27 protein-coding genes, 1 other RNA gene and 2 pseudogenes are annotated in these 24,926 nt (G+C 73.4%); 17 read left to right on the top strand and 13 right to left on the bottom strand.

All coding sequences use genetic code 11. The features are described from left to right. Window positions 1-20 precede the first annotated feature (20 nt). Window positions 21-896 (top strand): glycerophosphodiester phosphodiesterase, encoded by an 876-nt coding sequence (locus J3486_RS18460; protein ID WP_229378209.1) that lies wholly within the window; start codon window positions 21-23, stop codon window positions 894-896. On the opposite strand, the gene J3486_RS18455 is transcribed toward J3486_RS18460, so the two are convergent. Then, window positions 875-1,513 carry a TetR/AcrR family transcriptional regulator gene (locus J3486_RS18455; RefSeq protein WP_207821448.1) on the bottom strand — a complete coding sequence of 213 codons (639 nt, stop codon included), beginning with the start codon at window positions 1,511-1,513 and terminating at the stop codon, window positions 875-877. The two genes, J3486_RS18460 and J3486_RS18455, sit on opposite strands and share 22 nt — an antisense overlap. Window positions 1,514-1,667: 154 nt before the next feature. On the opposite strand from J3486_RS18455, the gene J3486_RS18450 reads away from it, so the two are divergent. Both J3486_RS18450 and ddaH read left to right on the top strand, forming a co-directional pair. Continuing rightward, window positions 1,668-1,850, top strand: a complete 183-nt coding sequence (locus J3486_RS18450) for a DUF6243 family protein (RefSeq protein ID WP_207821447.1) — start codon at window positions 1,668-1,670, stop codon at window positions 1,848-1,850. A 100-nt stretch (window positions 1,851-1,950) separates the two neighbouring features. Continuing rightward, window positions 1,951-2,784 (top strand): dimethylargininase, encoded by an 834-nt coding sequence (gene ddaH, locus J3486_RS18445; protein WP_374194742.1) that lies wholly within the window; start codon window positions 1,951-1,953, stop codon window positions 2,782-2,784. Between the two features lie 10 nt (window positions 2,785-2,794). Here the strand turns inward: ddaH and J3486_RS18440 are convergent, their stop codons facing one another. The 3 genes from J3486_RS18440 to J3486_RS18430 form a co-directional block, all read right to left on the bottom strand. Continuing rightward, window positions 2,795-3,790, bottom strand: a complete 996-nt coding sequence (locus J3486_RS18440) for a small ribosomal subunit Rsm22 family protein (RefSeq protein WP_207821446.1) — start codon at window positions 3,788-3,790, stop codon at window positions 2,795-2,797. Window positions 3,791-3,941: 151 nt separating this feature from the next. Next, window positions 3,942-5,126 (bottom strand): serine hydrolase, encoded by a 1,185-nt coding sequence (locus tag J3486_RS18435; protein ID WP_307804858.1) that lies wholly within the window; start codon window positions 5,124-5,126, stop codon window positions 3,942-3,944. Beyond that, window positions 5,084-6,406: a multidrug effflux MFS transporter gene (locus J3486_RS18430; RefSeq protein ID WP_207821445.1), complete on the bottom strand. Its 1,323-nt coding sequence runs from the start codon at window positions 6,404-6,406 to the stop codon at window positions 5,084-5,086. Before J3486_RS18430 ends, J3486_RS18435 begins: the two co-directional genes overlap by 43 nt. A gap of 83 nt (window positions 6,407-6,489) precedes the next feature. Here J3486_RS18430 and J3486_RS18425 point away from each other — a divergent pair, with 83 nt between their 5' ends. Next, window positions 6,490-7,488, top strand: coding sequence for a Gfo/Idh/MocA family protein (locus J3486_RS18425; RefSeq protein ID WP_207821444.1), 999 nt, complete (start codon window positions 6,490-6,492; stop codon window positions 7,486-7,488). Between the two features lie 139 nt (window positions 7,489-7,627). On the opposite strand, the gene J3486_RS18420 is transcribed toward J3486_RS18425, so the two are convergent. Beyond that, the gene (locus J3486_RS18420; protein ID WP_207821443.1) at window positions 7,628-9,280 is read right to left on the bottom strand and encodes an alkaline phosphatase; all 1,653 of its coding nucleotides are present in this window, start codon (window positions 9,278-9,280) and stop codon (window positions 7,628-7,630) included. A gap of 143 nt (window positions 9,281-9,423) precedes the next feature. Here J3486_RS18420 and J3486_RS18415 point away from each other — a divergent pair, with 143 nt between their 5' ends. Next, entirely contained in the window at window positions 9,424-10,188 is a 765-nt protein-coding gene (locus J3486_RS18415) for an SDR family oxidoreductase (protein WP_207821442.1), read from the top strand. A gap of 243 nt (window positions 10,189-10,431) precedes the next feature. Further along, a complete protein-coding gene (locus tag J3486_RS18410; protein ID WP_207821441.1) occupies window positions 10,432-11,274 on the top strand; it encodes a PhzF family phenazine biosynthesis protein in 843 nt (280 codons plus the stop codon). Between the two features lie 16 nt (window positions 11,275-11,290). Here J3486_RS18410 and J3486_RS44185 read toward each other — a convergent pair. Both J3486_RS44185 and J3486_RS18405 read right to left on the bottom strand, forming a co-directional pair. Further along, window positions 11,291-11,458 (bottom strand): annotated as a pseudogene (locus J3486_RS44185) (aldo/keto reductase); the annotation flags it as partial. Window positions 11,459-11,582: 124 nt separating this feature from the next. Continuing rightward, window positions 11,583-11,906: a nuclear transport factor 2 family protein gene (locus J3486_RS18405; protein WP_207821440.1), complete on the bottom strand. Its 324-nt coding sequence runs from the start codon at window positions 11,904-11,906 to the stop codon at window positions 11,583-11,585. A gap of 107 nt (window positions 11,907-12,013) precedes the next feature. Here J3486_RS18405 and J3486_RS18400 point away from each other — a divergent pair, with 107 nt between their 5' ends. From J3486_RS18400 to J3486_RS18370, 7 genes and pseudogenes are all read left to right on the top strand, one after another. Further along, window positions 12,014-12,577 (top strand): DoxX family protein, encoded by a 564-nt coding sequence (locus J3486_RS18400; protein WP_207821439.1) that lies wholly within the window; start codon window positions 12,014-12,016, stop codon window positions 12,575-12,577. Window positions 12,578-12,671: 94 nt separating this feature from the next. After that, window positions 12,672-13,022, top strand: coding sequence for a MazG-like family protein (locus tag J3486_RS18395; protein WP_207821438.1), 351 nt, complete (start codon window positions 12,672-12,674; stop codon window positions 13,020-13,022). Window positions 13,023-13,068: 46 nt separating this feature from the next. After that, complete coding sequence (locus tag J3486_RS18390) at window positions 13,069-13,629, top strand: MOSC domain-containing protein (protein WP_207821437.1); 561 nt, start codon at window positions 13,069-13,071, stop codon at window positions 13,627-13,629. Beyond that, window positions 13,629-14,216 carry a GrpB family protein gene (locus tag J3486_RS18385; RefSeq protein WP_207821436.1) on the top strand — a complete coding sequence of 196 codons (588 nt, stop codon included), beginning with the start codon at window positions 13,629-13,631 and terminating at the stop codon, window positions 14,214-14,216. Before J3486_RS18390 ends, J3486_RS18385 begins: the two co-directional genes overlap by 1 nt. Window positions 14,217-14,248: 32 nt before the next feature. Next, entirely contained in the window at window positions 14,249-15,154 is a 906-nt protein-coding gene (locus J3486_RS18380; RefSeq protein WP_207821435.1) for a glycosyltransferase family 2 protein, read from the top strand. Window positions 15,155-15,460: 306 nt separating this feature from the next. Then, window positions 15,461-15,619 (top strand): annotated as a pseudogene (locus J3486_RS44180) (hemin ABC transporter ATP-binding protein); the annotation flags it as partial. A 16-nt stretch (window positions 15,620-15,635) separates the two neighbouring features. Beyond that, the gene (locus tag J3486_RS18370) at window positions 15,636-16,115 is read left to right on the top strand and encodes a hypothetical protein (protein ID WP_207821433.1); all 480 of its coding nucleotides are present in this window, start codon (window positions 15,636-15,638) and stop codon (window positions 16,113-16,115) included. 32 nt (window positions 16,116-16,147) lie between these two features. On the opposite strand, the gene J3486_RS18365 is transcribed toward J3486_RS18370, so the two are convergent. The 4 genes from J3486_RS18365 to J3486_RS18350 all read right to left on the bottom strand — a co-directional run bounded on the left by J3486_RS18365 (window position 16,148) and on the right by J3486_RS18350 (window position 19,036). Then, window positions 16,148-17,527 carry an MFS transporter gene (locus J3486_RS18365; RefSeq protein ID WP_207821432.1) on the bottom strand — a complete coding sequence of 460 codons (1,380 nt, stop codon included), beginning with the start codon at window positions 17,525-17,527 and terminating at the stop codon, window positions 16,148-16,150. Window positions 17,528-17,622: 95 nt separating this feature from the next. Then, window positions 17,623-18,027, bottom strand: an RNA gene (rnpB, locus tag J3486_RS18360) — RNase P RNA component class A. A gap of 39 nt (window positions 18,028-18,066) precedes the next feature. After that, window positions 18,067-18,609 (bottom strand): TetR/AcrR family transcriptional regulator, encoded by a 543-nt coding sequence (locus J3486_RS18355; protein ID WP_374194741.1) that lies wholly within the window; start codon window positions 18,607-18,609, stop codon window positions 18,067-18,069. Further along, a complete protein-coding gene (locus J3486_RS18350; protein WP_207821431.1) occupies window positions 18,602-19,036 on the bottom strand; it encodes a DUF4260 family protein in 435 nt (144 codons plus the stop codon). The genes J3486_RS18355 and J3486_RS18350 overlap by 8 nt, the downstream gene beginning before the upstream one ends. Before the next feature lie 144 nt (window positions 19,037-19,180). On the opposite strand from J3486_RS18350, the gene J3486_RS18345 reads away from it, so the two are divergent. Both J3486_RS18345 and J3486_RS18340 read left to right on the top strand, forming a co-directional pair. Next, entirely contained in the window at window positions 19,181-19,945 is a 765-nt protein-coding gene (locus J3486_RS18345) for a MerR family transcriptional regulator (RefSeq protein WP_207821430.1), read from the top strand. After that, entirely contained in the window at window positions 19,942-20,757 is an 816-nt protein-coding gene (locus J3486_RS18340) for a hypothetical protein (protein WP_229378207.1), read from the top strand. The genes J3486_RS18345 and J3486_RS18340 overlap by 4 nt, the downstream gene beginning before the upstream one ends. Here the strand turns inward: J3486_RS18340 and J3486_RS18335 are convergent. Next, the gene (locus J3486_RS18335) at window positions 20,708-22,150 is read right to left on the bottom strand and encodes an RNB domain-containing ribonuclease (RefSeq protein ID WP_207821429.1); all 1,443 of its coding nucleotides are present in this window, start codon (window positions 22,148-22,150) and stop codon (window positions 20,708-20,710) included. The genes J3486_RS18340 and J3486_RS18335 overlap by 50 nt on opposite strands. A 93-nt stretch (window positions 22,151-22,243) precedes the next feature. Between J3486_RS18335 and yaaA the strand changes: the two genes are divergently transcribed. After that, entirely contained in the window at window positions 22,244-23,026 is a 783-nt protein-coding gene (yaaA, locus tag J3486_RS18330) for a peroxide stress protein YaaA (RefSeq protein WP_207821428.1), read from the top strand. A 75-nt stretch (window positions 23,027-23,101) separates the two neighbouring features. Continuing rightward, on the top strand, window positions 23,102-23,755 hold the full coding sequence (gene eda, locus J3486_RS18325) for a bifunctional 4-hydroxy-2-oxoglutarate aldolase/2-dehydro-3-deoxy-phosphogluconate aldolase (RefSeq protein WP_207821427.1): 654 nt from the start codon (window positions 23,102-23,104) through the stop codon (window positions 23,753-23,755). On the opposite strand, the gene J3486_RS18320 is transcribed toward eda, so the two are convergent. Continuing rightward, entirely contained in the window at window positions 23,730-24,917 is a 1,188-nt protein-coding gene (locus J3486_RS18320) for a bifunctional RNase H/acid phosphatase (RefSeq protein ID WP_207821426.1), read from the bottom strand. The genes eda and J3486_RS18320 overlap by 26 nt on opposite strands. Between the last annotated feature and the right edge of the window lie 9 nt (window positions 24,918-24,926).

Below are 24,926 nucleotides of genomic sequence, written 5' to 3'. Positions count from 1 at the left end.
GTGGGCCTACCTTGGTCGGCATGATCGCCATGACTGCCGTGGTCGCACCGGCCCGATCCCGGCTGCGGGTCGTCTCGCTCGCCGGTCTGCTCACCGTCACCGGCCTGGGATTCTCCGCTCCGCTGACCCCCGTGGAGTGGGGCGCGGGACCGCTCACCGTCGACGCCCTGCCCCCCATCACGTACACGGCCCACCGCGGCGGCGCCCTCGAGGTGCCCGAGAACAGCATGTCGGGGCTCGCGGCGGCGTACGAACGGGGCACCGCACAGGTGCTCGACTTCGATACACGGATGCTGCGCGACGGCACCCTGGTCGTGATGCACGACGCGGACCTGGACCGTACGACCTCGTCCACGGGGCCGGTGCGCGACCTCGACCGGCAGGACTGGGAGCACGTACGGCTGCGCCCGAAGGCGGCGCTGCCCGGTCACTGGCGCGCCGAGCGGCCGCCGACGGTCGCGGAGGTGCTCGACCGGTTCGGCGGCCGCATCGTGCTGATGCTGGAGGCCAAGGACCCGGACAGCCTGGACCGGCTCGCGCGGCTGATCCGGGACCGCGGTCTGACCCGCTCGGTCCTGGTCAACTCCAACCACCCGGCGGTCGCGCTCCGCGCCCACCGGCTCGGCCTGATCTCGCAGCTCTGGCGCTCCGCGCGGCAGATGCGCGAGGACCGGCCCGAACGCTGGGCGGGCTACGTCGACGTGCTCGACATGGACTACAAGGCGCGGGACGCGGATCTCGTACGGGCGGTCAGGTCGGGGGTGCCGCGGGTGTGGGCGCACACCGTGAACACGCCCCGGCAGCGCGACCGGGTGCTGCGGCTCGGCTGCGACGGGGTCATCTCGGACGCGCCGGGGCTGCTCGCGCAAACGCCTCAGCGGGGCGCGATGCCGTGAAGGGCGTAGTCGACGAGGGTGTCCGTGTACTCGTAGGAGATCGGGCCGGTGAACTGGAGCCAGCGCTGGGCGAGGGGTGAGACCCACAGTTCGAGGGCGATGCGCGGGTCGATCTCCGCGCGCACCTGGCCGGCCTCCTGCGCGCGGCGCACGCGGTCCGCGTAGAGCTGGAGCGACGGCATCAGCAGCTTCTCCGTGAAGACCCGTCCGACCTGCTCGTTGACCACGCCCTCGGAGGCCAGTGCGCGGGACGGGGCCTCGAAGCGGGGGTCCTGGAGCTGGTCGACGGTGAGCCGCAGCACCGTCTTGAGGTCGGCGGCGAGGTCGCCGGTGTCCGGGATGGCGTACGCGTCCTCCCCGCCGGCCTCGCGTGCCGCCTGCTCCCCCAGGTCGAGGAAGGCGTCGAGGAGCACCTCGGCCTTCGAGCCCCACCAGCGGTAGATCGTCTGCTTGCCGACGCCGGCGCGGGCGGCGATGCCCTCGACGGTGGTCCGCGGGTAGCCGATCTCGCCGACGAGGGCGAGGGCCGCGTCGTAGATCGCGCGGCGGGAGCGTTCGCTGCGGCGGGTGGAGTCCGGCGCCGGCTTCTTGTCGGGAGGCGTCTTCGTGGCTGACATGGTTCGAATGTAGCAGCAGACGAACCGAGACGTCCCGTCTCGTAAGTGGTTGACAAGACGCTCCGTCTCGCCCACAGTGGAGCACGTCACCGCAACGAGACGAGACGTCTCGTAGGGACATGGTCACTGTGTGAGCAGACGGAAGGAGCACGTGATGACCCGAGGCGGAGCAGGCGGCATGCTGGGCGTCGGCGGTACCCGGAGCAAGCTCTCCCGCAGGGCGCTGCGCGGCGGCGACCGGGGCGGGGTGGTCGGCGGGGGCACGGACCCCGTCGCCCAGAAACGGGAACTGCTGCGCAAACTGCAGGAGAAGCGCGGCACGCACAACGCGTCATGACCGGAGCGCGCTGTGAACCACCCGTTCGGTTCACAGCCCTGAGGGCTCCTCCGACCGCACCATGGGCGACAACAGCCCCTGCGGTCGTGAGGAGCCCTCATTGCGTAATCCGCGCATCGCCGAACGGCGCGCCACACCCCGGCGCTATCTGATGTGCCCACCGGCACACTTCAAGGTCACGTACTCGATCAATCCGTGGATGGACCCGGCGAAACCCGTCGACGTCCCGCTGGCCGTCGCGCAGTGGGAGGACCTGCGCGAGAAGTACCGTTCCCTCGGCCACACCGTCGAGGAGCTCGCCCCGCGCCCCGGCCTGCCCGACATGGTGTTCGCCGCGAACGGGGCGACCGTGGTGGACGGGCGGGTGCTCGGCGCCCGGTTCGCCCACCCCGAGCGGGAGCCCGAGGCCGCCCTGCACCTGGAGTGGTTCCGCGGCCACGGCTACCCGGACGTGCGCGAGCCCGTGCATGTCAACGAGGGCGAGGGCGACTTCGCCGTCACCGCCTCCTGGCTGCTCGCCGGACGCGGCTTCCGGGCCTCGCCGCTGTCGCACGGGGAGGCACAGGAGGTGTTCGGGCGGCCGGTGATCGGGCTCGACCTCGTCGACCCGCGCTTCTACCACCTGGACACGGCGCTCGCGGTGCTCGACGACACCGCGGACGAGGTCATGTACTACCCCGGCGCGTTCTCACCGGGGAGCCGGGCCGTGCTCGCGGCGCTGTTCCCCGACGCGCTCGTGGTGGACGAGCCGGACGCGGTGGCCTTCGGCCTGAACGCGGTCTCGGACGGACTGCACGTGCTGCTGCCGCAGGCGGCGGTCGGGTTGTTCGAGCCGCTGCGGGAGCGCGGGTTCGTACCGGTCGGCATGGACCTCGGGGAACTGCTGAAGGGCGGCGGCAGCGTGAAGTGCTGCACGCTGGAGCTGCGGGGCTGAGCGCGCCCCGTCAGCCGAGCGGGGTCCAGGCGTCGCCCCAGTCGGCGTCGCGGGCCTCCTTGTAGCGCGCCCCGTGCTTCTTCGTCACGGTCGTACGGGCCAGGGCCCCCTCCGCCTCGCAGAGGTCGAGGAGGACCTGGCCCTTGCGGATCTGGGGGCGCCTGACGACCCGGGCCGGGGCCGGCTCCGGGGCGAACCGGGTCGCCGCGACGTACGCGAACTTCTCGTCCTCGTACGCCAGCGAACCGCCCTTGACCTGCCGGTGCAGGGAGGAGCGGCTGACCCGCGCCGAGAAGTGGCACCAGTCCGTGCCGGGGACGATCGGGCAGGCGGCGCTGTGCGGACACGGGGCCGCGATGTGGAAACCGGCGGCGATCAGGCGGTCGCGGGCCTCGATGATCCGGGTGTAGCCGTCGGGGGTGCCGGGTTCGATGACGACGACCGCGCCGGTGGCCGCGCGGGCCGCCGCGTCGACCGCGGCCGCGCGGTCGGCCTCCGTCAGCTCCTTCAGAACGTACGAGATGGTGACCAGGGCAGCCTCGGGCGGCGTCTCCGGGCCGCCGATGCGGGCCCGCTGCCAGCTGACGCTCTCCTTCAACCCGGCGTCCGCCGCGGCGAGTTCGCGGCCCAGCGCGAGGGCCGCCTCCGACCAGTCGAGGACCGTCGTGGGGCGCGGCCCCGGGAAGACGTCGTACGCCGCCCAGACCGCGGCGCCGGTGCCGCCGCCGAGGTCGAGGTGGCCCGCGGGGGTCCAGTCGGGGGCCGCGTCGGCGAGGGCGTCCAGCGCCGCGCGGACCGCCTCGAAGGTGGCCGGCATCCGGTACGCCGCGTAGGCCGCGACGTCGGCGCGGTCGCGCAGGATCGGGGCGTCGGTGGGGGTGGTGCCCCGGTAGTTCGCGATGAGCCGGTCCACCGCGCGGGCCGCCTGGGTGGGCGGCAGGCCTTCCAGGAGGCCGGCGAGGGCGTTGCGCAGGGTGTCGGCGGGCTGCTCGATGGGGGCGTTCACCCCGCGATTTTACGGGGCGCGTGTGGTGGGTGGGGTTTCGTTGCGGGGTGCTGGCCGGTGGACCTGCTTCGCGCCCCGCGGCGGAGCCGCTGATGGGCACAGCCCCGCGCCCCTGAGATGCGCCCCCGGCGGCGGACCCGGTCCACCCGAGCTATCCGCCGGAAGGGCCCAGCGGAACCACGGCCCGGGCCAGATGGGAAGCGGCCGACGCGCGCGGGCCGCTGTCGGGCTCGCGGCGACGCGGGTGGACCGTGTTGGCGAGGAGGACCAGGAACGTGTCCGTCTCCGGGTCGAGGACCAGCGACGTCCCGGTGAACCCGGTGTGGCCGGCGGCCCCCCGTCCCGACAGCTCCCCCATGAACCAGGGCTGGTCGACCCGGAACCCGAGACCGGGAGCGCGCAGCATCAGCTCGACGTAGTCGGGGCCGAGGATGCGCGCGGTGCCGTACGAGCCGCCGTTGAGCAGCGTGCGGCACAGCACCGCCAGATCGTGCGCCGTGGAGAAGAGACCGGCGTGCCCCGCGACCCCGCCGAGCGCCCACGCGTTCTCGTCGTGCACCTCGCCGCGCAGCATGCCCCGGTCGGCCTTGGCCCAGGGCCGGCGCTGGTCCTCGGTGGCGGCGGCGCCCGCACGCGGCCCGAACGACGTCGCGGCCATGCCCAGCGGGCGCGTGATGCCGTCGCGGATCAGGGCGTCGAGCGGGCGGCCGGTGAGCCGTTCCAGGAGGTGCTGGAGCAGCAGCAGGTTCAGGTCGGAGTAGCGGTAGTGACCGGGCCGCGCCGTCGGCGTCTCCGTGCGCAGGGCCGCGAGCCGGGCGGCCGCGTCCGGCGCCTCGTACAGCGGGAGTTCGGGGCGCAGCCCCGAGGTGTGGGTGAGCAGCTGGCGGACGGTGATGTTGTGCCGGGCCGCGCCCGTGAAGTCGGGGAGGTAGGCGCCGACGCGCGCGTCGATGCCGAGCGTGCCGCGCTCCATCTGCTGCACGGCGGCGACCGAGGTGAAGAGCTTGGTGAGCGAGGCCAGGTCGAACACCGTGTCGAGGGTCATCGGGACCCGCGCGGCGAGCGGCAGTTCGACGCCGCGGTCCGTCGTCTCGTCGTACGCCGTGTGGCGCACGGCCCAGCCGCAGGCGGCCTCGGCGGCGATCACCGGGCCGCGCCCGGCGAGCAGCACGGCCCCCGCGCACCAGGGCGTCGGCCCCTCGGGCAGCTGCCGTACCTCGCGGACGAGCACGGCGAGGCGTGCGGGGTCGAGACCGGCCCGCTCCGGTGTGCCGTGGCGCAGTCGTGGGGAGCTCAGGCCTCCCTCACCTCCCGTGTGCGCTGCCAGGGGCGGCACAACACCACGAACGCGAGGGCCGCCGCAAGACCGGCGCCGAGCTGGACCAGCGCCATCGGCACGGCCGTGTGCTCCCCCGCGACCCCGACCAGCGGCGATGCCACCGCGCCGATGAGGAAGGACGACGTACCGAGCAGCGCGGAGGCGGAGCCCGCGGCGTGCGGGGTGCGCGTCAGGGCGAGGGCGTTGGTGTTCGGAGTGGCCAGGGCCATCGACGCCATGAGGACGAAGAGACCGGTGGCGACGGGCGCGATGCCCAGTTCCTCGGGGCTGCCGAAGGTGCCGGTGGCGACGAGGAGCAGGAAGACGGCGGCCAGCACGATCAGGGTGAGGCCGACGGCGAGGACCTTGTCGAGGTCGACCCGGCCGACGAGGACCTTGCCGTTGAGCTGGCCCATGGCGATCAGGCCGACCGAGTTGAGGCCGAAGAGCAGCGAGAAGGTCTGCGGGGACGCCCCGTAGATCTCCTGGATGACGAAGGGCGACGCCGCTATGTAAGCGAACAGCGCGGCGAACGCGAAGCCGCCCGCGATCATGTACCCGGCGAAGACCCGGTCCGCGAGCAGGGAGCGCATGGTGCGCAGCGCCTCGCCGACGCCGCCGCTGTGCCGCCGTCCCGGCTCCAGGGTCTCGGGCAGGCACTTCCACACCAGGGTGGTGAGCGCGAGGCCGATGACGGTGAGGACGACGAAGACGCCGCGCCAGTCGGTGACGCGCAGCACCTGGCCGCCGATGAGGGGCGCGACGATCGGGGCGACGCCGGAGATCAGCATCAGGGTCGAGAAGAAGCGGGCCATCGCCATGCCGTCGTAGAGGTCGCGAACGACGGCGCGGGCGATCACGATGCCGGCCGAACCGGCGAGGCCCTGGAGCAGCCGGAAGGCGATGAGCAGGGTGACGCTCGGCGCGAAGGCGCAGATCGCGGTGGCGGCGACGTACACGAGCAGGCCGATGAGGAGCGGGCGGCGGCGCCCCCACTTGTCGCTCATCGGGCCGACCACGAGCTGCCCGAGCGCCATGCCGGTCAGGCACGCGGTGAGGGTCAGCTGGGCGGTGGCGGCGCTGGTGTGCAGGTTCCCGGTGACCTCCGGCAGGGCCGGGAGGTACATGTCCATGGAGAGCGCCGGTACGGCGGTCAGGCCGCCGAGGACCAGGATGACGAGAAATCCGGCGCGAACTGCCGCGCGGGGCACGGTGGTTGATCCGTCGGTGCCGATCCCGGCGCCGACGCCGACGGCTCCTGCCGTGTCCCGCACCGCTCTGCCTCCGCTGTCCGTCATCCCGGCTCCCTCCCGTCCGTACGTGCGATTACCTATGCTCTCAGCTCGGCGGAGTGGTCGAGACCAAGTGGGAACGGACGGACATGGCAGCGGAACGCGTGCGGTGGGGAATTCTCTCGACGGGCGGTATCGCCGCGTCGTTCACGGCGGACCTGCTCGATCTGCCGGACGCCGAGGTGGTGGCGGTGGCCTCGCGCTCCGACGCGTCGGCGAAGGCGTTCGCGGAGCGGTTCGGGATCCCGCGGGCGTACGGCGACTGGGCCTCGCTCGCCGCGGACGAGGGCGTCGACGTCGTGTACGTGGCGACGCCGCACGCGGCGCACCGGCAGGCCGCGGGGCTCTGTCTGGAGGCGGGGCGCGCGGTGCTCTGCGAGAAGGCGTTCACGCTGAACGCGCGCGAGGCGCAGGAGCTGGTCTCGCTGGCCCGCGCGAAGGGTCTCTTCCTGATGGAGGCCATGTGGATGTACTGCAATCCGCTGGTCCGCCGGCTGAAGGCGCTCGTCGACGACGGGGCCGTCGGGGAGGTCCGCACGGTGCAGGCCGACTTCGGTCTCGCGGGCCCCTTCCCGCCCTCGCACCGGCTGCGGGATCCCGCGCAGGGCGGGGGCGCGCTGCTCGACCTCGGGGTGTACCCGGTGTCGTTCGCGCACCTGCTCCTCGGGGAGCCGGAGCAGGTCACCGCATCGGCGCAGCTGTCGCCCGAGGGCGTGGACCTGCAGACCGGGATGCTGCTGTCGTGGGCGAACGGGGCGCGGGCGCTGCTGCACTGCGCGATCAACGCGGGTACGGGCGTGGCGGCGTCGGTGACCGGGTCGGCGGGGCGGATCGATGTGCCCGGCGGGTTCTTCTATCCGGAGCGGTTCGTGCTGCACCGGGACGGGCGGGAGCCCGAGGTGTTCACGGCGGCGCCGGAGGACGGGCCGCGCGACTCGATGCGGCACGAGGCGCTCGAGGTGATGGGGCGGCTGCGGGCCGGGGACACCGAGTCGCCGCTCGTGCCGTTGGACGGGTCGCTGGGTGTGATGCGGACCTTGGACCGGGTGCGGGAGGTCATCGGGGTTCGTTACCCCGGGGAGGTGTGAGACGCGGGCGCGTCTGCCCCGGGGGGTCGTTGCCGGGGGCGGGCGGGTGGTCCTGCTGCGCGCAGCCTTCCCTGGAGATGCCGCACGCAGTGCGCATCTCCAGGGGCGCGGGGAACTGCGCGACCGGCCCCCACCGGCCTTACGCCGGACGCAGACCCTGATCGCCCACGGCGGTGACGAAGGACGCGGCCGTGATCAGCGGAGCGCCCGGCGTCGTCACCGCCGGGACCGTCTTGAAGTCGGCCCGGGCCGACTCCTCGCCCAGTTCCACGGTGACGTAGCCGCGCTGCCCGTTGTAGTGCTTCATGTGCGGGTTGCGGGCGAGGTAGGCGGCCCAGTTGGACGGCTTCGCCGAGCCGTCCTTGCCGCTGGTGATCGACGTGGTGACGATCTCGGTGCCGAGGGTCGCCGAGTCCGGGTCGGCGAAGTCCTGCTTGATGTCCATGGCGTACGAGACGTGGACGTCGCCGGTGAGGACCATCAGGTTCTCGACGCGGGCGGCGCGGGCGCCCTTCAGGATCCGCTCGCGGGAGGCCGGGTAGCCGTCCCAGGAGTCCATGGAGAGGGTGTCCGAACCGTCGGGGTTGTTGCGGCGGCCGAAGGTGACCTGCTGCGGGACCACGTTCCACAGGGCCCGCGAGGAGCGCCAGCCGTCGGTCAGCCAGCGCTCCTGGGTGAAGCCGGGCAGCGTCTGCGAGGCGGCCTCGGACTCGGGGGTCGGTGACTTCCAGCCGTCGCCGTTGGCCTGGTTGGTGCGGTACTGGCGGGTGTCCAGGATGTCGAACTGGGCGAGGCGGCCCCACTGCAGGCGCCGGTAGAGCTGGGCGTCGGGCCCGTGCGGCAGCTGCGGGCGGCGCAGCGGCTGGTTCTCCCAGTACGCGCGGTACGCGGAGGCGCGGCGCAGCAGGAACTCGGCGGGCGGGTCGTCGTTCTCGGAGGTGTCGTCCGCGTAGTTGTTCTCGGTCTCGTGGTCGTCCCAGGTGACGACGAAGGGGTGCGCGGCGTGCGCGGCCATCAGGTCCGGGTCGGACTTGTAGAGGGCGTAGCGCAGCCGGTAGTCGTCCAGGGTGACCGTCTCGCGGTTGAAGACGGCGGGCAGCACCCGGTCGGTGTACTTGCGGGCGCCGCCGACCGCGCTGACGGCGTACTCGTAGAGGTAGTCGCCGAGGTGGAAGACGACGTCGACGTCGTCGCCCGCCAAGTGCCGGTACGCCGTGAAGTAGCCGTCGTGGTACGCCTGGCAGGAGACGGCGGCCAGGGTCAGCGCGGAGGCGTGGGCGGCGGTGGCGGGCGCGGTGCGGGTGCGTCCTGTGCCGCTGACCCAGGTGCCGGCGCGGAAGCGGTAGTAGTAGACGCGGCCGGGCGCGAGGTGGTCGACCTCGACGTGCACGGAGTGGTTGAACTCCGGGTGCGCGGTGGCGGTGCCGCGTCGCACGACGCGCCGGAAGCGCTCGTCGAGGGCCAGCTCCCATCTCACCTCGACGCGCTCGGCGGGCAGGCCGCCACCGGTCTCGTACGGGGCCGGGGCGAGCCGCGTCCACAGCAGTACGGAGCCGGGCAGCGGGTCACCGGAGGCGACGCCGAGCGTGAACGGGTCGCCGGTGATCTTCGCGGGGTCCAGCTCCGCGGCGGCGGCCGTGCCCCCGAGGGGCAGGTTCGTGGCGAAGGCGAGCGCGGCGGCGGCGCCGGTGACGGTGAGGAAGCGGCGACGGCCCAAGTACTGGGCGGCGGCGCGGAGTTCGGGTGTGTGACGGGATGCGTGACGGGATGCGTGACGGGATGCGTGCGACATGGAGCCCCTCCCCTGACTGCTGCTGTCATGTGGTGTCAGGGGAATTGGAGTGGCCCGGGACGACGCTTGACTGTCGCGTACACAACAGCCACATGGCGGATCGGTGATCTCCGGATGGCCGGGGCCCCGTACGCTGCGGCCCCATGAGCACTGCACCGACATCGACACAGACCGCCGTGGTCACCGGCGCCGGTTCGGGTATCGGCCGGGCCGTCGCCCTGGAACTGCTGCGCGCGGGCTGGCGCGTGGCCCTCGCGGGGCGGCGCACCGAGACCCTGGAGGAGACGGCGGCGCTCGCCCCGGGCACGGCCGCGTTCACCGTCCGCACCGACGTCGCCGACCCCGACGCCGTCGCGGAGCTGTTCGCGGCCGTGCGCGAGCGGGCCGGGCGGCTCGATCTGCTCTTCAACAACGCGGGCACGTTCGGGCCCGGCGGCGTGCCGGTCGAGGAACTGTCCTACGACGCGTGGCGGCATGTCGTCGACACCAACCTCAACGGGGCGTTCCTGTGTGCGCAGGCGGCGTTCCGGCTGATGAAGGAGCAGGACCCGCAGGGCGGCCGGATCATCAACAACGGCTCGATCTCGGCGCACGCGCCCCGGCCGCACTCGATCGCGTACACGGCGACGAAGCACGCGATGACGGGCCTGACGAAGTCCCTGTCCCTGGACGGCCGCCCCTACCGGATCGCCTGCGGGCAGATCGACATCGGCAACGCTGCGACGGACATGACCGAGCGCATGCAGACGGGTGCGCTCCAGGCGAACGGGGAGGTCGTGCCGGAGCCGGTGATGGATGTCGCGGACGTAGCCCGGACCGTACGGCACATGGCCGAGCTGCCGCTCGGGGCCAATGTTCAGTTCGCGACGGTGCTGGCGACGAACATGCCTTATGTGGGGCGGGGCTGACGGTTCAGGCCCGCTCGTCCCGGTTGCGTCCGCCCGGTCGGGGTCGCGTCGCGGGCCGGGCGCCGGTGGGCACTGGTCGCGCAGTTCCCCGCGGCCCTGAAAGCGCGGCTTCGCCGCTGCCTTCAGCGAGGGAGATCGCGCACGAAGTGCGCATGTCCAGGGGCGCGGGGAACTGCGCGACCAGCCACGGCGAAAGCCGCACCCGCCCACCACGGATCGCCCCGCAACGGCGACAATGCGCCCATGACCACCGTGCTGCGCTACACCGCGTTCACCACCAGCCCCGCCGGAGGCAACCCCGCCGGCATCGTCCTGGACGCCTCCGCCCTGGACGACGACGCCATGCTGAAGATCGCCGCCGACCTGGGATACAGCGAGTCCGCGTTCGTGACGCCGAGCGCGGCCGACCGCACGTACGACGTCCGCTACTTCAGCCCCAAGGCCGAGGTCCCCTTCTGCGGCCACGCCACCGTGGCGACCGCGGTGGCGCTGGCCGAGCGGAACGGGCCCGGCGACTACCTCTTCCGCACCCGGGCCGGCGAGGTCCCCGTCACCGTCGAGGGCGCCGCGGGCGAGCCCCTGCGCGCGACCCTGACGAGTGTCGAGCCGCATCTGACGGACGTACGGGACGAGGATCTGGCCGAGGCGCTGGCCGCGCTCGACTGGCCGGCCGCCGATCTCGACCCGGCGTTCCCGCCGCGGATCGCGTACGCGGGCGCCCGGCACCTCGTCCTCGCCGCGGCGACCCGTGAGCGCCTCGCCGACCTGGCGTACGACTTCGACCGGCTGGCGGCGCTGATGCACCGCCTGGACCTGACGACCGTTCAGCTCGTGTGGCGGGAGAGCGAGTCGGCCTTCCACGTGCGCGACCCGTTCCCGGTGGGCGGTGTCGTCGAGGACCCGGCGACGGGTGCGGCGGCCGCGGCGTTCGGGGCGTATCTGCGCGCGCTCGGCCTGGTGCCGGACGCGGCCGTGCTCACCCTGCACCAGGGCGCCGACATGGGCCGCCCCGGCGAGCTGACGGTGACGCTGCGGGAGGGCGACGCCCGGGTGCGGGTGAGCGGGACGGCCGTGCCGATCGAGTAGCGGGCCGGGGCCGGCCGCGGCCCAGGACGGTCTCCGCCTGCGCCAACTCGCCCTCGGTCAGCGGGCCGTGGGCCGGCGCGCCCGCGTTCTCCTCGGCCTGCGCGACCGTGCGGAAGCCGGGGATGGGCACCGTGCGCGGGCTGCGGGCCCACAGCCGGGCGAGCGCGCCCTGGGCGAGGGCGCGGCGAACGGCGCGCACCGACTCCTCGTTGTCGACCTTGTGGTCGGCCCTCCCCCGGCAGGGCGGGTGCCCCTCCGGGGCGTCCTGGTGAAGGTGACCATGCCGTCGGCCCGGGCGGGCGGGGTGTTCAGTCCTGGCCGGTCTCGAACCTCGTGACCTTGCCGCCCTCGACCTGGAACGTCCAGCGGGTGCGCATCTCGCCCCAGGTGTCGTTGCGGTAGCTGGCGACGAGGCCGCGGCCCTGCGCCAGCTCCTTCTCGACCTCCATGTGGCCGTTCGAGTCGAAGATCTCGCGGTCCGTCCAGTCGGGGAGGTCGCGCTCGCTGCCGTCGTCGGCCATGGTCGCGCCGGGGGCGAGCACGGCGCGGAAGGCGTCCTTGTCGTGGGCGTTCAGCGCGGTGACGAAGGCGCGGACCGTCGGGTCGCTGAGTTTCGCGGTCTGGATGGGCATGCGGCCAGCGTGGCACCGGGCCCGGGAGGCCGCCACCCGGCCGGAACCGCCACTCGAACGGCCCTGTCCGCCGGGTGCGGGCCGGGCGCCCGGCGGACGGTGGACCCATGAAGAAAGCCTGCAGATCCTTTTCCCGCACCCCTTCTTCCTGCCTGGACCGCACCGGCCTCGGGCTGCTCGCGCTGCGGGTAGGCACCGGCGGGGTCCTGATGGCGCACGGCGCGCAGAAGCTGCTCGGCTGGTTCGGCGGCGGGGGCGTTTCCGGGACGGCCACCGCCATGGAGGCCATGGGGTTCACCCCGCCCAAGGCGAGCGCCCTCGCGGCCGGGGTCGGTGAGCTGGGCGGCGGCGCGCTGCTGGCGCTGGGGCTCGCGACGCCGGTGGGCGGGGCGGCGGCCGCCGGCACCATGGCGGGCGCGGCCGCCGTGCACGCCCCGAACGGGTTCTTCGCGATGAACGGCGGCTACGAGTACCCGGCGTTCCTCGGCTTCGCCGCCGCCGGGCTCGCGGTGACCGGGGCCGGTCGCTACTCCCTCGACCACGCGCTCGGCCACGCCCTCGACCGGCACTGGATGGTGCCCGCGGCGCTCGTCGGGGCCGGGGCCGCGGCCCTCGCGGTGGTCGGCTCGCGCGCGAAGCGCGTGAAGGAACCGGCGCCGGACGAGGAGTAGCGGCGGCGGCCTGGGCTGACCCGTGTGACCAACGACGACGCGGGCCTGGGCTCGCCCGTGTGACCAACGACGACGCGGGCCTAGGCTCGCCCGTGTGACGAACGACGACGCCGACGGCCACGCCGCCGCCGAGGACCTGTGGATCACCGTCGAACGGCTGCGTGCCTGGCTGGACGGGAACAATCGCCTCCCGCCCCAAGAGGCCCTTCTCCTAAGGGTGTTGAAGCTCTCGGAGGAGGTCGGCGAAGTCGCGGAGGCGGTGATCGGGGCCGTCGGCCAGAACCCGCGCAAGGGCGTCAGCCACACCTGGCAGGACGTCGAGTCCGAACTCTGCGACGTGATCGTCACGGCCCTCGTGGCTCTCGGCACCCTGAACCCCGACGCCCGTACGGCGCTCACCACACACGTGGCAAGGGTGGCGGACCGCTCGCTCGGCGCCGGTTAGCCCCGGGTTAGGCTGCGCGGGAGTCCGGCGATCAGGGGGCCACACCATGGACGACTTCGGCGGCGGCATCGTCGTGGCGGTCAGCAGCAACGACACGTACTCGTTCACCAAGCCGAACCGCGAGAGCATCACGCTCCTGGCGGGGCTAGGTGTCGAGGGTGATGTGCACGCCGGAGTCACGGTCAAGCACCGCTCCCGGGTCGCCCAGGACCCCACTCGGCCGAACCTGCGCCAGGTGCACCTCCTGCACGAGGAACTGTTCGCGGAGGTCGCGGGCGCCGGGTTCCCGGTGCGGCCGGGTGAGCTCGGTGAGAACGTCACGACCCGCGGCATCGATCTGCTGGGCCTGCCCACCGGCGCCGTGCTGCACCTCGGCGACGGCGGCGCGGTCGTCGAGATCACCGGCCTGCGCAATCCGTGCGCCCAGATCGACGGCTTCCAGCAGGGGCTGCTCAAGCAGGTCGTCGGGCGCGACCCGGAGAGCGGCGAGATCGTCCGCAGGGCGGGCGTCATGAGCGTGGTGCGGGCGGGCGGCCCGGTGCGCCCGGGGGACCGCATCCGCGTGGAACTGCCCGCGCAGCCGCACCGGCCGCTTGAGCGGGTCTGATGCCCGAGGACGAGAAGCCGGTCGTCGTCCCGCACGACTCCGGGTGGGCGGACGACGGAAAGGCGCTGTGCGCCCGGCTCGCCGCCGCCCTCGGCCCGTCGGCGCTGCACGTCGACCACATCGGGTCCACGTCCGTCCCCGGCATGGCGGCCAAGCCGATCTACGACGTCCAGGTGAGCGTCGCCGATCTGGACACCGCGGCCGAGGAGTTCGCCTCGCCGCTGGCCGCCCTCGGCTTCGTACGCTCCCCGTACCTGCGCGATCACGTGCCGGCCGGGCGCGAGGAGACCGAGGACCCCGCGGCCTGGGCCAAGCTGTTCTGGTCGCGCAGGACGGCGGACGCCCCGCACGTCAACCTCCATGTGCGCAGGGCGGGTTCGCCGAACGAGCGGCTGGCGCTGCTGTTCCGCGACTGGCTGCGGGCGACACCGAAGGCCGTCCCCGCGTACGCGCGCTTCAAGTACGTACTGGCCGACGCGGTGCCCGACACCGGGACGTACGCCGATGTGAAGGACCCGGTCGTCGATCTCGTGGCGGTCGTCGCGGAGCAGTGGGCGGCGGAGACGGGCTGGCACCCGCACGCGTAGCCGGGCCCAGGTGAACGGCTACCATCGCCGCCATGACAGACAGGCACCGAACCTCCGAACTCCCCCGCCTGGGCGTGGCCATCGTCACCATGGGCAACCGGCCCAAGGACGTGGACGCGCTCCTGGAGTCGGTGGCCATGCAGGATGCCGTGCCGACCCGCGTCGTCATGATCGGCAACGGCACGGTGCTGCCCGCGTACAGCGGCTACCCGTTCGAGGTCACGACGGTCGAGCTCGACGACAACCTCGGCTGCCCCGGCGGCCGCAATGTCGCGCTGGCCCGGCTGCGCGCGTTCGGTGACGTCGACGTCGCGGTGGAGCTGGACGACGACGGGCTGCTCGTCGCCTCCGACGTGTTCTCCACGATCCAGCGTCTGTACGCGTCCGATCCCGAGCTCGGCGTCGTCGGTTTCCGCATCGCCGACGAGCACGGCGAGACGCAGCGCCGTCACGTGCCGCGGCTGCGCGCCAAGGACCCGATGCGGCGCGGTCTGGTCACCGCGTTCCTGGGCGGCGGGCACGCCTTCTCGATGAAGATGCTCGCCGAGACCGGCGACTGGCCCGCCGACTTCTTCTTCACGCACGAGGAGACGGACCTGGCGTGGCGCGCGCTGGACGCCGGGTGGAAGGTGCTGTACGAGCCGTCGTTGCTGCTCCAGCACCCGAAGACGTCCCCGGCCCGGCACGCCGTCTACTACCGGATGACCGCCCGCAACCGGGTGTGGCTGGCCCGGCGGCGGCTGCCGGTCCTGCTGATCCCCGTCTACCTCGGGGTGTGGACGGCGATCACCCTGCTGCGCACCCGTTCGCTCGGTGGGCTGCGCGCGTGGGCTGCCGGGTTCGTGGAGGGCGTGCGCACCCCGGCCGGTGAGCGGCGGCCGATGCGGTGGCGCACGGTCTGGCGGATGACGCGCCTGGGCCGGCCGCCGCTGATCTGATCTGACCTGGTCTGCTCCGCAGCGGGCGGCCGTGCGCGAGGCTCAGCCCTGCCGCGTACGCCGCCTGCCCGCCGCGTACACCGTGCCCGCCCCCGCCGCGGCGGCGAGCGCGGCCGCCGCGGCGAGCGGGCCCGCCGCCGGGACGTCGGCGCCGGTGGACGCGAGGGAGCCGCCGGTGCCGCCGGTCGTCGAACTCGTCACCGCACCGGTGGAGCCGCCCGCGCCGCTGCCACAACCGCCGCCCGTCGTACCGCCGTCGGAGCCGGACGGCAGGATCGCGTTCTCGTCGAGGGAGACGGCCGCGGTGACCGGGTCGCGGTGCTGCACGCGGGCCGGATCGCGGCGGCCGGGCCCCCGGCCGAGGTCCTCGGCGGCATCCTGCTCAGCGAGGTGTACCGGCACCTCTTGGAGGTGGTGCCCCATCCGCGTACGGGAGCACCGATGGTGGTGCCGGTGCGGCCGTAGATGGTTGCCTGGCCGCATGGTTGTCGTCATCACGAGCGTCATCGCGGTCCTGGGCACGCTGCTGGGCGCGGCCCTGACCCCCGTCCTCCAGGGCCGGGCCACGGCCCGCTCCGAGCGGTTCGCCCGCGAGGAGCGGCTGAGGCAGGAACGGATCGACGCGTACTGCGCGTTCGGCGGGGCTCTGGCCAACTACCGCAGGGGGCAGCTGGACCGCTGGTTCCGGCGCCTTGAGGAACGGTCCGCCGACCCGGCCGACGTCCACGAACTGCGGCGCGAGGCGCAGCGGTTGCGCGCCGCCGCCATCGAAGCGATGTTCCGCGTGGAGCTGCTCACCGACGCGCCGGGCCTGATCGCCAAGGCCCGCGGCGCGTTCGCCGCGGTGGACGACCTGTCGCGCACCGACGACCGCAACGAACTGGCGGCGGCGCGTGCCGCGTCCCGCAATCTGCTCTACGAGTTCATCGCGGCGTCCCGCCCCCACGTCCGCCACCCCTGACGGCGCGGGCGCTCACCCCTTGGACACGCCCCTCAGATGGACTCCAGACTCCGCCCGGTGGTCCGCGGCCCCAGCACCCGTACGTTCACGCACAACAGCACCATGAGCACCCCGGACCCGCTGAACACGGCGGTCGCCCCGAGGTCGTCGAGCAGGTCGAGCGCCACGAACGGCAGCACGACCGAGGTGAGCCGGGACAGCGAGTAGGCGATGCCGATGGCGCTGGAGCGCAGGCCGGTGGGGAAGATCTCGGTCTGGTAGACGTGGTACGCGTTGGAGAAGACGTTGCTGCACACGGTCAGCAGGAAGCCCGCGCCGACGATCAGCCAGGACGCCCCGGCGAACCCGAAGACGAGCCCGCACACGGCGATGCCGAGCGCCGCGGCGATGATGAGCGTGCGCCGCTCGATCCGGTCGATGAGCGGCACCGACAGGGCGGAGCCGACCGGGTATCCCAGATAGCTCAGAGCCGCGTACGACAGGGACTCGGTGACGGTGTGCCCCTTGGCCTGGAGCACGACGGGGGCCAGCGAGCCGAAGCCGTAGTAGCCGACGGTCTGGAGCACCTGGAAGATCCACCACATGACGGTGCGCCGGGTGTAGGGCGCCTGGAACATCCGCTTGAGCGGAACGCGGGCCGGGGCTTCGGCGGCCTGTGCCGCCACGACCGGCTCCCCGGGCTCGACGCCCGCCTTCGTCTCGATCTCCCGCACGACCGCCGCCGCCTCCGCGGTCCGGCCCCGGGCGGCGAGCCAGCGCGGCGACTCCGGCAGCCCGGTGCGCAGCAGCTGGATGAACGCGGCGCCGAGCGCCCCCGCCACCAGCAGCCACCGCCAGCCGTCGATCCCGAGCAGTTCGTGCCGGGCGACGAGGCGCGCCCCGAGCAGCGCCGCCACCGGCACCCCGACGAAGCCGAAGGTGTAGGCCCAGGCGATGTAGCGGCCACGGACGGCGCGGGGCAGGAACTCCGCCAAGTACGTGTCCACGAGCACGAGTTCGGCGCCGAGGCCGAGCCCCGCGAAGAACCGCAGCACGGACAGCTGAGTGGCGTCCTGGGCGAAGGCGCAGGCGAGCGAGAAGAGCGAGTACATCCCCAGGTTGACCAGGAACATCCGACGCCGCCCGAGCCGGTCGGCCAGCACGGACAGCACATTGGCGCCGACGAACATCCCGAGGAACCCGGAGGCGATCAGCCACGACTTCTGGTGGGCGGACAGCGCCCAGGGCTCGGCGAGCGCGGCGGCGAGGACGCCGCCGAGGAACACCTCGTACAGATCGAAGAAGGCGCCGATGCCGACGATCGCGGTCAACCGCCGGTGCCACGGGCCGACCGGCAACCGGTCCAACCTGCTTGCCGTATCGACCGGTTCATCCGTTTCCGGGGCGGCCCCGGTAGCCTCGTGCACGCTCACGGCGCCAAGTTATCTGCACATGGCACGTAAATGAAGGGGCTGTTTCACCAGATGGAACGGGCCGCTCGCAGAGAAGCCCAGAAAGAAGAAGCGGGCAGACGAGTCGGGCTGTACGCCGGGTTCTGTACCCCGGGACCTCGCGGTCGTCGGGGCGACGGCCATCCATCTAGGGCCGGCGTTGCCACCGGCCTCGTGCGGTCTACCCGCGAACTCGGGCGGGCAGCCCTCGATCGTCCGCGCAGAGCCGTCTCCGAAGAGGCGGCTCCTCTTGACCTTGCTCCAGGTGGGGTTTACCTAGCCGCCTGAGTCACCTCAGGCGCTGGTGGTCTCTTACACCACCGTTTCACCCTTACCGAGGACCGAGGTCCCCGGCGGTCTGTTTTCTGTGGCACTGTCCCGCGGGTCACCCCGGGTGGCCGTTAGCCACCACCTTGCCCTGTGGAGCCCGGACGTTCCTCGGGAGGTTCCGGAGAACCCCACGCGACCGTCCGCCCGGCTCGTCTGCCGTGCCGACCATGGTACCGGGCCCGCGGGGGCGGTCATGCCCGCAGCGACTCGGTGCCGGAGCGCCAGGCCCGCTCCAGGTCGGCGCCGTCCGGAAACCGGCCGTGGATCTCCAGCACCACCATGCCGTGCGCGAACGCCCACGCGGCGCGGGCCAGATCGAGGTCGCCGCCGCAGGCCCGCACGAGTGGGGCCGCGGCCCGGTCCTCCAGGCCCTCGGGCAGGGCGTGGCGGGGCAGGGGGCGCTCGGTGGCCAGGCAGTAGAGGTGGGGGTGGGCGAGGGCGTAGGCGCGGTAGGCGCGGGAGAGGGCGAGGAGGGAGCCCGGCTCGGCGCGTTCCGCCCGCTCGCACGCCTCGGCCGACTCGGCCAGCAGCTGGGCGACGAGCTCGGCCTCGACGGCCGCCTTGTCGGGGAAGTGCTTGTAGAGGGACGGGGCCTTGATGCCGAGGCGGTCGGCGAGGGCGCGCATGGTCAGGGCGTCGGGGCCCGACTCCTCCAGGAGTGCCCGCGCCTCCGCCGCGATCTGTGCCGCTCGCGGGGTCAGCCGGTGGGCCGTCGCTTCAGGCGCCTCAGGCACGCTGGAAACCTTCCTTCGTCCGCAGTCCGTAGCCGAAGGCGCGATCGTACGAGATGTGGGCGAGCCAGCCGCACAGGGCCGCGAAGAGCGCGGGCATCTGGAGGAAACCGGGGCCCATCATGTACGCGGCCATGAGGGCCAGCGGGATCAGGGCGCGGTGGGCCGCGTTGTAAAAGGGGACGGCGCGGGGCGGCAGCTGCCCCTTCTCCAGGGTGACCGGGTCCGTGCCGATGCCCGCGAGGAACGTCAGGTCCGGCGCGATGAGGAAGGCCAGCGCGGCCGTCCCGGCGAGCCAGCCGTGGTTCACGCCTTCCAGGACCGCGAACGCCGACCAGAACAGCGCGTTCACCAGCCAGGCCGCGCGGCGGGCCACCCGCGCAAAAGACGTCGTCGGGGTGGTGGTGCCGGTGGGTGCGGTGGTGCTCATCGGGGCCTCCCGGAGAGTCCGTCGGTGTGGCTAACGCCGTTAGCCGGTGTGTACTGAGAACGTACGGCTAACACCGTTAGCCGTCAACCCCTTCGCCCGGCCGCCGCTTGACCCTCCCGTAGCGTCAACGTTTCTACTGAGGGCATGCGGATCGGAGAACTGGCCGGCATCGTCGGCGTGACCACGCGCGCCATCAGGCACTATCACCACCTCGGGCTGCTGCCCGAGCCCGAACGGCTCGGCAACGGCTATCGCGAGTACGGGGTGCGGCACGCCGTGGAGCTGGCGCGGATCCGGCGCCTGACCGAGCTGGGGCTCGGGCTCACCGAAGTGCGGGACGTGCTCGCGGACGACGCCGGGCGCGACCTGGTGGAGGTGCTCGCCGAGCTCGACGCCGATCTGGCCCGGCAGGAGGCCGCCCTCCACGAGCGGCGGGCCCGGCTGCGCGCGCTGCTCGGCGAGGCCGAGCGGGGGCGGCTGCCCGCCGACGGGCCGCTCTCGCCCGAACTGACCTCGCTCTTCGACGAGTTGGGCGCACCGCAGCTCGACTCGCCGATGGCGGTGAAGGACCGTGAGGTGCTCTCGCTGATCGACGCGACGGCGCCGCCCGAGGCCCGCGCGCAACTGATGGCCGCGCTCGCGTCCGCGCTGACGGAGCCCGGCGCGCTGGACACCGCCCGTGCCGCCTACGCCCAGCTCGACGCGCTGGCCGACGCGGAACCCGACGATCCCCGGGTGGCCGAGGCGGCGCGGGCGCTGCAGGCTTGCCTGCCACCGGACCTGCCGACGCCGCAGGGGCCCGATCAGCGCGTACTCCTCGACGCCTTCCTCCGTGAGTTCTCCCCCGCGCAGGCGGCGGCCGTACGGCTCGCCATGCGGCCGGCCGCGCAGGGGGGTGGCCACCGATGAGCGTCCGGCGTGCGCTGCGCCTGCTGGGCTGCGCCGTCGTCGCCGTCGAAGCCGCGCTCGCCGGCTGCCTGGCGGCCGGTGTCCGCCTTCCGGCCGCCGTGGAGGCCGTCGCCCTGGCCCTGGTCGCCGTCGAGCTGTGCGGGCTCGCCGTCCTGTACCGGCGCGGCGGCCGGTCCGCCGTCCGGGAGGCCGTGCCGGCGTCCGCGCGCCGGCTGCTCGGGCACGAGCTGCGGGTGATCGGGAGTTTCGGACTGTGGGCGGCCCGGCGGCGGCACGGCGTCCCGGCGGGGGCGAGGGCCTTCGCCTACGCGCGCGGGCAGGCGGCCATGATGTACGCCTTCGCGTTCGTCTGCGTCGTCGAGTCGTTCGGGATGTGGGCGCTGCTCAAGGACCATCCGGTGCTGCACCGCGTCGTGCTGGTGCTCGACGTGTACACGGTGGTGATGGTGCTCGGGCTGCACGCCGCGTCCGTGACCCGGCCGCACGTGCTCGGCGCCGACGCGCTGCGGGTGCGCCGCGGGGCCCATGTCGACCTGCGGATACCGTTCGAGCTGATCGCCGAGGTACGGCGCGAGAACCGGTTCTCGCACACCCCGGCCGACGGCGTGCTCAACCTCGACGTCGGCTCGCAGACCGGCGTGACCCTCGAACTCGCGGCCCCCGTACGGCACATCACGTTCCTGGGCCGGTCGCGGGAGGTACGGCTCGTGCGGCTGTACGCGGAGGAGGCCGACCAGCTGGCCGGGGCGGTGCGGGACCGGGTCACGCGGGCGCGAACCGCACCTTCGCCCGCCCCGGATCGGCCTGGGTGAGCCGGACCCGCAGCCGCTCGCCCAGCGGCAGGGCGGAGGAGCCGCCCTCGATGCGGGCGACCACGGCCGGTTCGGTCAGCTGCACGGTGCCGACCGCCGGTTCGTGGTCCTTCACGTCGACGACCACGGCGTCGAACATCTCCCCGATCCGGTCCTTCAGGAGCGCCGCCTCGACGATGTCGACGCACTCGCGCTCCACGGAGTTCGCGCGGCGTGTCCCCTCGGCCATCTCCTTGGGCAGCTCGGGCAGGGCCGCGAGCACCCACTGCGGCGGCTCCTGCCCGGCGCACGCGGCGAGGCACAGCTCGGAGGCGTAACGGTCGACGAGGCGGCGCAGCGGTGCCGTGCAGTGGGTGTAGGGGGCGGCGACGGCGGCGTGCGTGGTGATCTCGGGCCGGGTGCCGCCGCTGAAGACGCTGTAGCCCGCGCCGCGCAGCAGCGTCGTGCACTCCTGGAGGAACGCGGCGTGGTGCGGGTCGGCGGGGTCGAGGGAGCGGATGAGCGCGGAGTACGGGACATGGTGCGGCCAGTCGATGTGCAGCGCCTTCGCGGTGTGGTGCAGCCGGCCGACCGCGCCGTCGGGGGCGACGGGCAGGGTGCGCAGGACGCCGTTGCCGGAGGCGAGCATCAGGTCGGCGGCGGCCATGCCGGTGAGCAGTGAGATCTGCGCGTTCCAGGAGTCGGCGGGCAGGGGGCAGCGGTAGGCCGGCTCGTAGCCGCCGTCGCTGGTGACGATCTCCTGCTCGGGCACGTTCAGCGAGATGCCGCCGCGCTCCACCTCCAGGGCCTCGCGCAGCTTCCCGATGTCGCTGAGCAGCGCGACCGGCTCCTCGGCGCTGCCGTCGTCGATGGCCTTCTGCACGCCCTCGTAGTCGAGCTTGGCGCGGCTGCGCACAAGGGCGCGTACGACGTCGGTGGCGACGGTGCGCCCGTCCGCGTCGAGGTCGATCGTCCACAGCACGGCCGGGCAGGTCTGGTCCGGGAGCAGACTGGCCGCGCCCTCGCTGAGCACCGTCGGGTGCAGCGGGGTCTTCTCGTCGGGGAAGTAGAGGGTGGTCACCCGCCGGTGCGCCTCGGCGTCGAGCGCGCCGCCGGGCACCACGAAGGCGGCGACGTCCGCGATCGCGTACCGGACGCGGTAGCCGCCGCCGGAGCGCCGCGACAGGTGCATGGCCTGGTCGAGGTCGGTGGAGGTGGGCGGGTCGACGGTGAAGAAGGGGATCCCGGTCTCGTCCCGCTCGGGCAGCTTCGGCGCGCGGGCGGCGGCCTCGGCCTCCGCGAGCACCCCGGCGGGGAACTCCTCGGGCACGTCCAGCCGGGTGCGCAGGTCGCGCAGCACGGCGCCGAGCGGCTCGCGCGCGGCGCCGGTCACATGGAGGTGGCGACGGGGCATGGCACCGAGCGTAGGCGGCGGTGAGCAGGTCGGCACGCCGTACGCTGGGCGTCTGTTGTGACCTGTCGTTCCGTATGTGTCTGAGGAGAGCCCGTGCTTGTGCTGTTGCCGCCGTCGGAGGGTAAGGCCGCTTCCGGGCGCGGGGCGCCGCTGAAGCCGGAGGGCCTTTCGCTGCCGGGGCTCGCCAAGGCGCGGGCCGCGGTCCTGGACGAGCTGGTGGAGCTGTGCGCCGCCGACGAGGAGAAGGCCCGCGAGGTGCTCGGCCTGAGCGAGGGGCTGCGTGGCGAGGTCGGCAAGAACGCGGAGCTGCCCACGGCCGGGGCGCGTCCCGCTGGGGAGATCTACACCGGTGTCCTGTACGACGCCCTGGACCTGGCCTCCCTGGACGCCGCCGCGAAGAAGCGGGCCGCGCGCTCGCTGCTGGTCTTCTCCGGGCTGTGGGGCGCGGTGGGCGTGAGCGACCGCATCCCCTCCTACCGCTGCTCGATGGGCGTGAAGCTGCCGGGGCTCGGCGCGCTCGGCGCGTACTGGAAGAAGCCGATGGCCGAGGTGATGCCGGAGGCGGCCGGGAGCGGGCTCGTGCTCGATCTGCGCTCGGCGGCGTACGCGGCGGCCTGGAAGCCGAAGGGCGAGGTGGCGGAGCGCACGGCCGGGGTGCGGGTGCTGCACGCGCCGACCCGCAAGGTCGTCAGCCACTTCAACAAGGCGACCAAGGGCCGGATCGTACGCGCGCTCCTCACGTCCGGGGCCGCCCCGGCGAGCCCGGCCGAACTCGTGGACGTCCTGCGGGAGTTGGGGTACGCGGTCGAGGTCCAGGAGCCCGCGAAGGCCGGGCAGGCGTGGAGCCTGGACGTGCTGGTGGACGAGATCCACTGAACTCACCGAGGGCACGCGTTGCAACATGCGCAATGCCCTTTGCGCATGTTGCCGCGAACGGGGCAGGATGAGGCCATGACCTCGACTGCCCCGCACCGCGCTGCCTCCGTGCTCGATCTCGCCCCCGTCGTTCCCGTCGTCGTCGTGGAGGACGCCGCCGACGCGGTGCCGCTCGCGCGGGCGCTCGTCGCGGGCGGGCTGCCCGCGATCGAGGTGACCCTGCGCACGCCCGCCGCGCTCGACGCGATCCGGGCGATCGCGGACGCGGTGCCGGAGGCCGTCGTCGGCGCGGGCACCGTCATATCGCCCGCGAACGTCGCCGACTCGGTCGCCGCCGGGGCCCGTTTCCTGGTCAGCCCGGGGTGGACGGACGCACTGCTGGTCGCGATGAAGGGGTCGGGCGTCCCGTTCCTGCCCGGCGTGTCGACCACCTCGGAGGTCGTGGCGCTGCTCGAACGCGGCGTGACCGAGATGAAGTTCTTCCCGGCCGAGGCAGCCGGGGGCGCCGGCTACCTGAAGTCGCTCGCGGGGCCGCTGCCGCAGGCCCGGTTCTGCCCGACCGGCGGGGTCTCACCGGCCAACGCGCCCGCGTACCTGGCGCTGAAGAACGTCGGGTGCGTGGGCGGCAGCTGGATGCTGCCGGGGGACGCCGTCGCCGCCCAGGACTGGGGACGTGTGGAGGCGCTCGCCCGCGAGGCCCGCGCTATCGCAGGTGGGCTGTCTCGTTGAGCAGGCGGACGCTGGCGTTGCCGTCGGCGTAGTACGCGATCGCGGTGAGGGAGGCCGCCGAGAGGTCCATCTTGAACAGGGACTCCGGCGGCGCGGCAAGCGCCAGACGCACCAGGGTCTTGATCGGCGTCACGTGCGTGACCACGAGGACCGTGCGGCCTCTGTACGTCTGCGTCAGACGGTCGCGGGTCTCGGCGACGCGTGCCGCCACCGCCGCGAAGCTCTCGCCGCCGCCGGTGGGGCTCGCCTCCTGCGAGGCGAGCCAGGCGTCCATGTCGGCCGGGTGGCGGTCCCGCACCTCTGCGAAGGTCAGGCCCTCCCACGCGCCGAAGTCCGTCTCGCGCAGGCCCTCGTCGACGGTGACGTCCAGGTTCAGGAGGGTCGCCACCGCCTGGGCCGTCTCCCGGCAGCGCCTCAGGGGGGACGTGACGATCGTCTGGATCGTGCCGCGTCTCGCCAGGGCCCGCGCCACCAGGGCGGCCTGACGGTGGCCCGTCTCCGAGAGCTCGGGGTCCGAGCCGGTGCTGCCGCTGAAGCGCTTCTCGGGGGTCAGAGCCGTCTCGCCGTGCCGGAGCAGGACGAAGGTCGTCGGCTTTCCCAGGTCGGGGGCGGGCGTCACCACGGGGGTCGCCCCCTCCTCCTCTTCCCGTCCCGAAACCGGGGGCTGCGCCCCCGGACCCCCAGGGGTCTCGTTGTCGGGTGCGGGACGGTGGTCCGTCCGCGCGCCGTTCCCCGCGCCCCTTTCGCGGCTCTGCCCCTCGTCCATCGCCTTGTTCGCCAGGGCGTCCGCCTGCTTGTTCTGCTCCCGCGGGATCCACTCGTACGTCACCGCGTCCGGGCGGCTCCCGAAGACCGTCTGCGCCTCCAGGGCCAGCGGGCGCATGTCCGGGTGCTTGATCTTCCAGCGGCCCGACATCTGCTCGACGACGAGCTTGGAGTCCATGCGGACGTGGACCCGCGCCGTGGGGTCAAGGGCGTGCGCGGCGCGCAGGCCCGCGAGCAGACCCCGGTACTCGGCGACGTTGTTCGTCACCACGCCGAGGTACTCGTACTCCTCGGCCAGGGTCTCGCCGGTCGTCGCGTCGATGACCACCGCGCCGTAGCCGGCGGGGCCCGGGTTGCCCCGGGAACCGCCGTCGGCCTCGACGATGAACTCCCGCATCGCAGAGGG

This window comes from Streptomyces sp. VRA16 Mangrove soil (assembly GCF_017377775.1).
Taxonomy (GTDB): Bacteria; Actinomycetota; Actinomycetes; order Streptomycetales; family Streptomycetaceae; genus Streptomyces.
Note: the sequence above shows the minus strand (reverse complement) of the source record. Positions and strands in the feature narration are given on the sequence as shown.

Bases quoted from the DNA above. Each gene is read 5' to 3' on its own strand.
- J3486_RS18400 (WP_207821439.1), top strand. From the start codon at position 12,014: ATGAAGAAAGCCTGCAGATCCTTTTCCCGCACCCCTTCTTCCTGCCTG.
- J3486_RS18350 (WP_207821431.1), bottom strand. From the start codon at position 19,036: ATGAGCACCACCGCACCCACCGGCACCACCACCCCGACGACGTCTTTT.
- J3486_RS18455 (WP_207821448.1), bottom strand. From the start codon at position 1,513: ATGTCAGCCACGAAGACGCCTCCCGACAAGAAGCCGGCGCCGGACTCC.
- J3486_RS18370 (WP_207821433.1), top strand. From the start codon at position 15,636: ATGGTTGTCGTCATCACGAGCGTCATCGCGGTCCTGGGCACGCTGCTG.
- J3486_RS18405 (WP_207821440.1), bottom strand. From the start codon at position 11,906: ATGCCCATCCAGACCGCGAAACTCAGCGACCCGACGGTCCGCGCCTTC.
- J3486_RS18390 (WP_207821437.1), top strand. From the start codon at position 13,069: ATGGACGACTTCGGCGGCGGCATCGTCGTGGCGGTCAGCAGCAACGAC.
- J3486_RS18345 (WP_207821430.1), top strand. From the start codon at position 19,181: ATGCGGATCGGAGAACTGGCCGGCATCGTCGGCGTGACCACGCGCGCC.
- J3486_RS18410 (WP_207821441.1), top strand. From the start codon at position 10,432: ATGACCACCGTGCTGCGCTACACCGCGTTCACCACCAGCCCCGCCGGA.
- J3486_RS18335 (WP_207821429.1), bottom strand. From the start codon at position 22,150: ATGCCCCGTCGCCACCTCCATGTGACCGGCGCCGCGCGCGAGCCGCTC.
- J3486_RS18430 (WP_207821445.1), bottom strand. From the start codon at position 6,406: ATGACGGACAGCGGAGGCAGAGCGGTGCGGGACACGGCAGGAGCCGTC.
- J3486_RS18450 (WP_207821447.1), top strand. From the start codon at position 1,668: ATGACCCGAGGCGGAGCAGGCGGCATGCTGGGCGTCGGCGGTACCCGG.
- J3486_RS18340 (WP_229378207.1), top strand. From the start codon at position 19,942: ATGAGCGTCCGGCGTGCGCTGCGCCTGCTGGGCTGCGCCGTCGTCGCC.
- J3486_RS18380 (WP_207821435.1), top strand. From the start codon at position 14,249: ATGACAGACAGGCACCGAACCTCCGAACTCCCCCGCCTGGGCGTGGCC.
- J3486_RS18420 (WP_207821443.1), bottom strand. From the start codon at position 9,280: ATGTCGCACGCATCCCGTCACGCATCCCGTCACGCATCCCGTCACACA.
- J3486_RS18460 (WP_229378209.1), top strand. From the start codon at position 21: ATGATCGCCATGACTGCCGTGGTCGCACCGGCCCGATCCCGGCTGCGG.
- eda (WP_207821427.1), top strand. From the start codon at position 23,102: ATGACCTCGACTGCCCCGCACCGCGCTGCCTCCGTGCTCGATCTCGCC.
- J3486_RS18385 (WP_207821436.1), top strand. From the start codon at position 13,629: ATGCCCGAGGACGAGAAGCCGGTCGTCGTCCCGCACGACTCCGGGTGG.
- J3486_RS18415 (WP_207821442.1), top strand. From the start codon at position 9,424: ATGAGCACTGCACCGACATCGACACAGACCGCCGTGGTCACCGGCGCC.
- J3486_RS18425 (WP_207821444.1), top strand. From the start codon at position 6,490: ATGGCAGCGGAACGCGTGCGGTGGGGAATTCTCTCGACGGGCGGTATC.
- J3486_RS18320 (WP_207821426.1), bottom strand. From the start codon at position 24,917: ATGCGGGAGTTCATCGTCGAGGCCGACGGCGGTTCCCGGGGCAACCCG.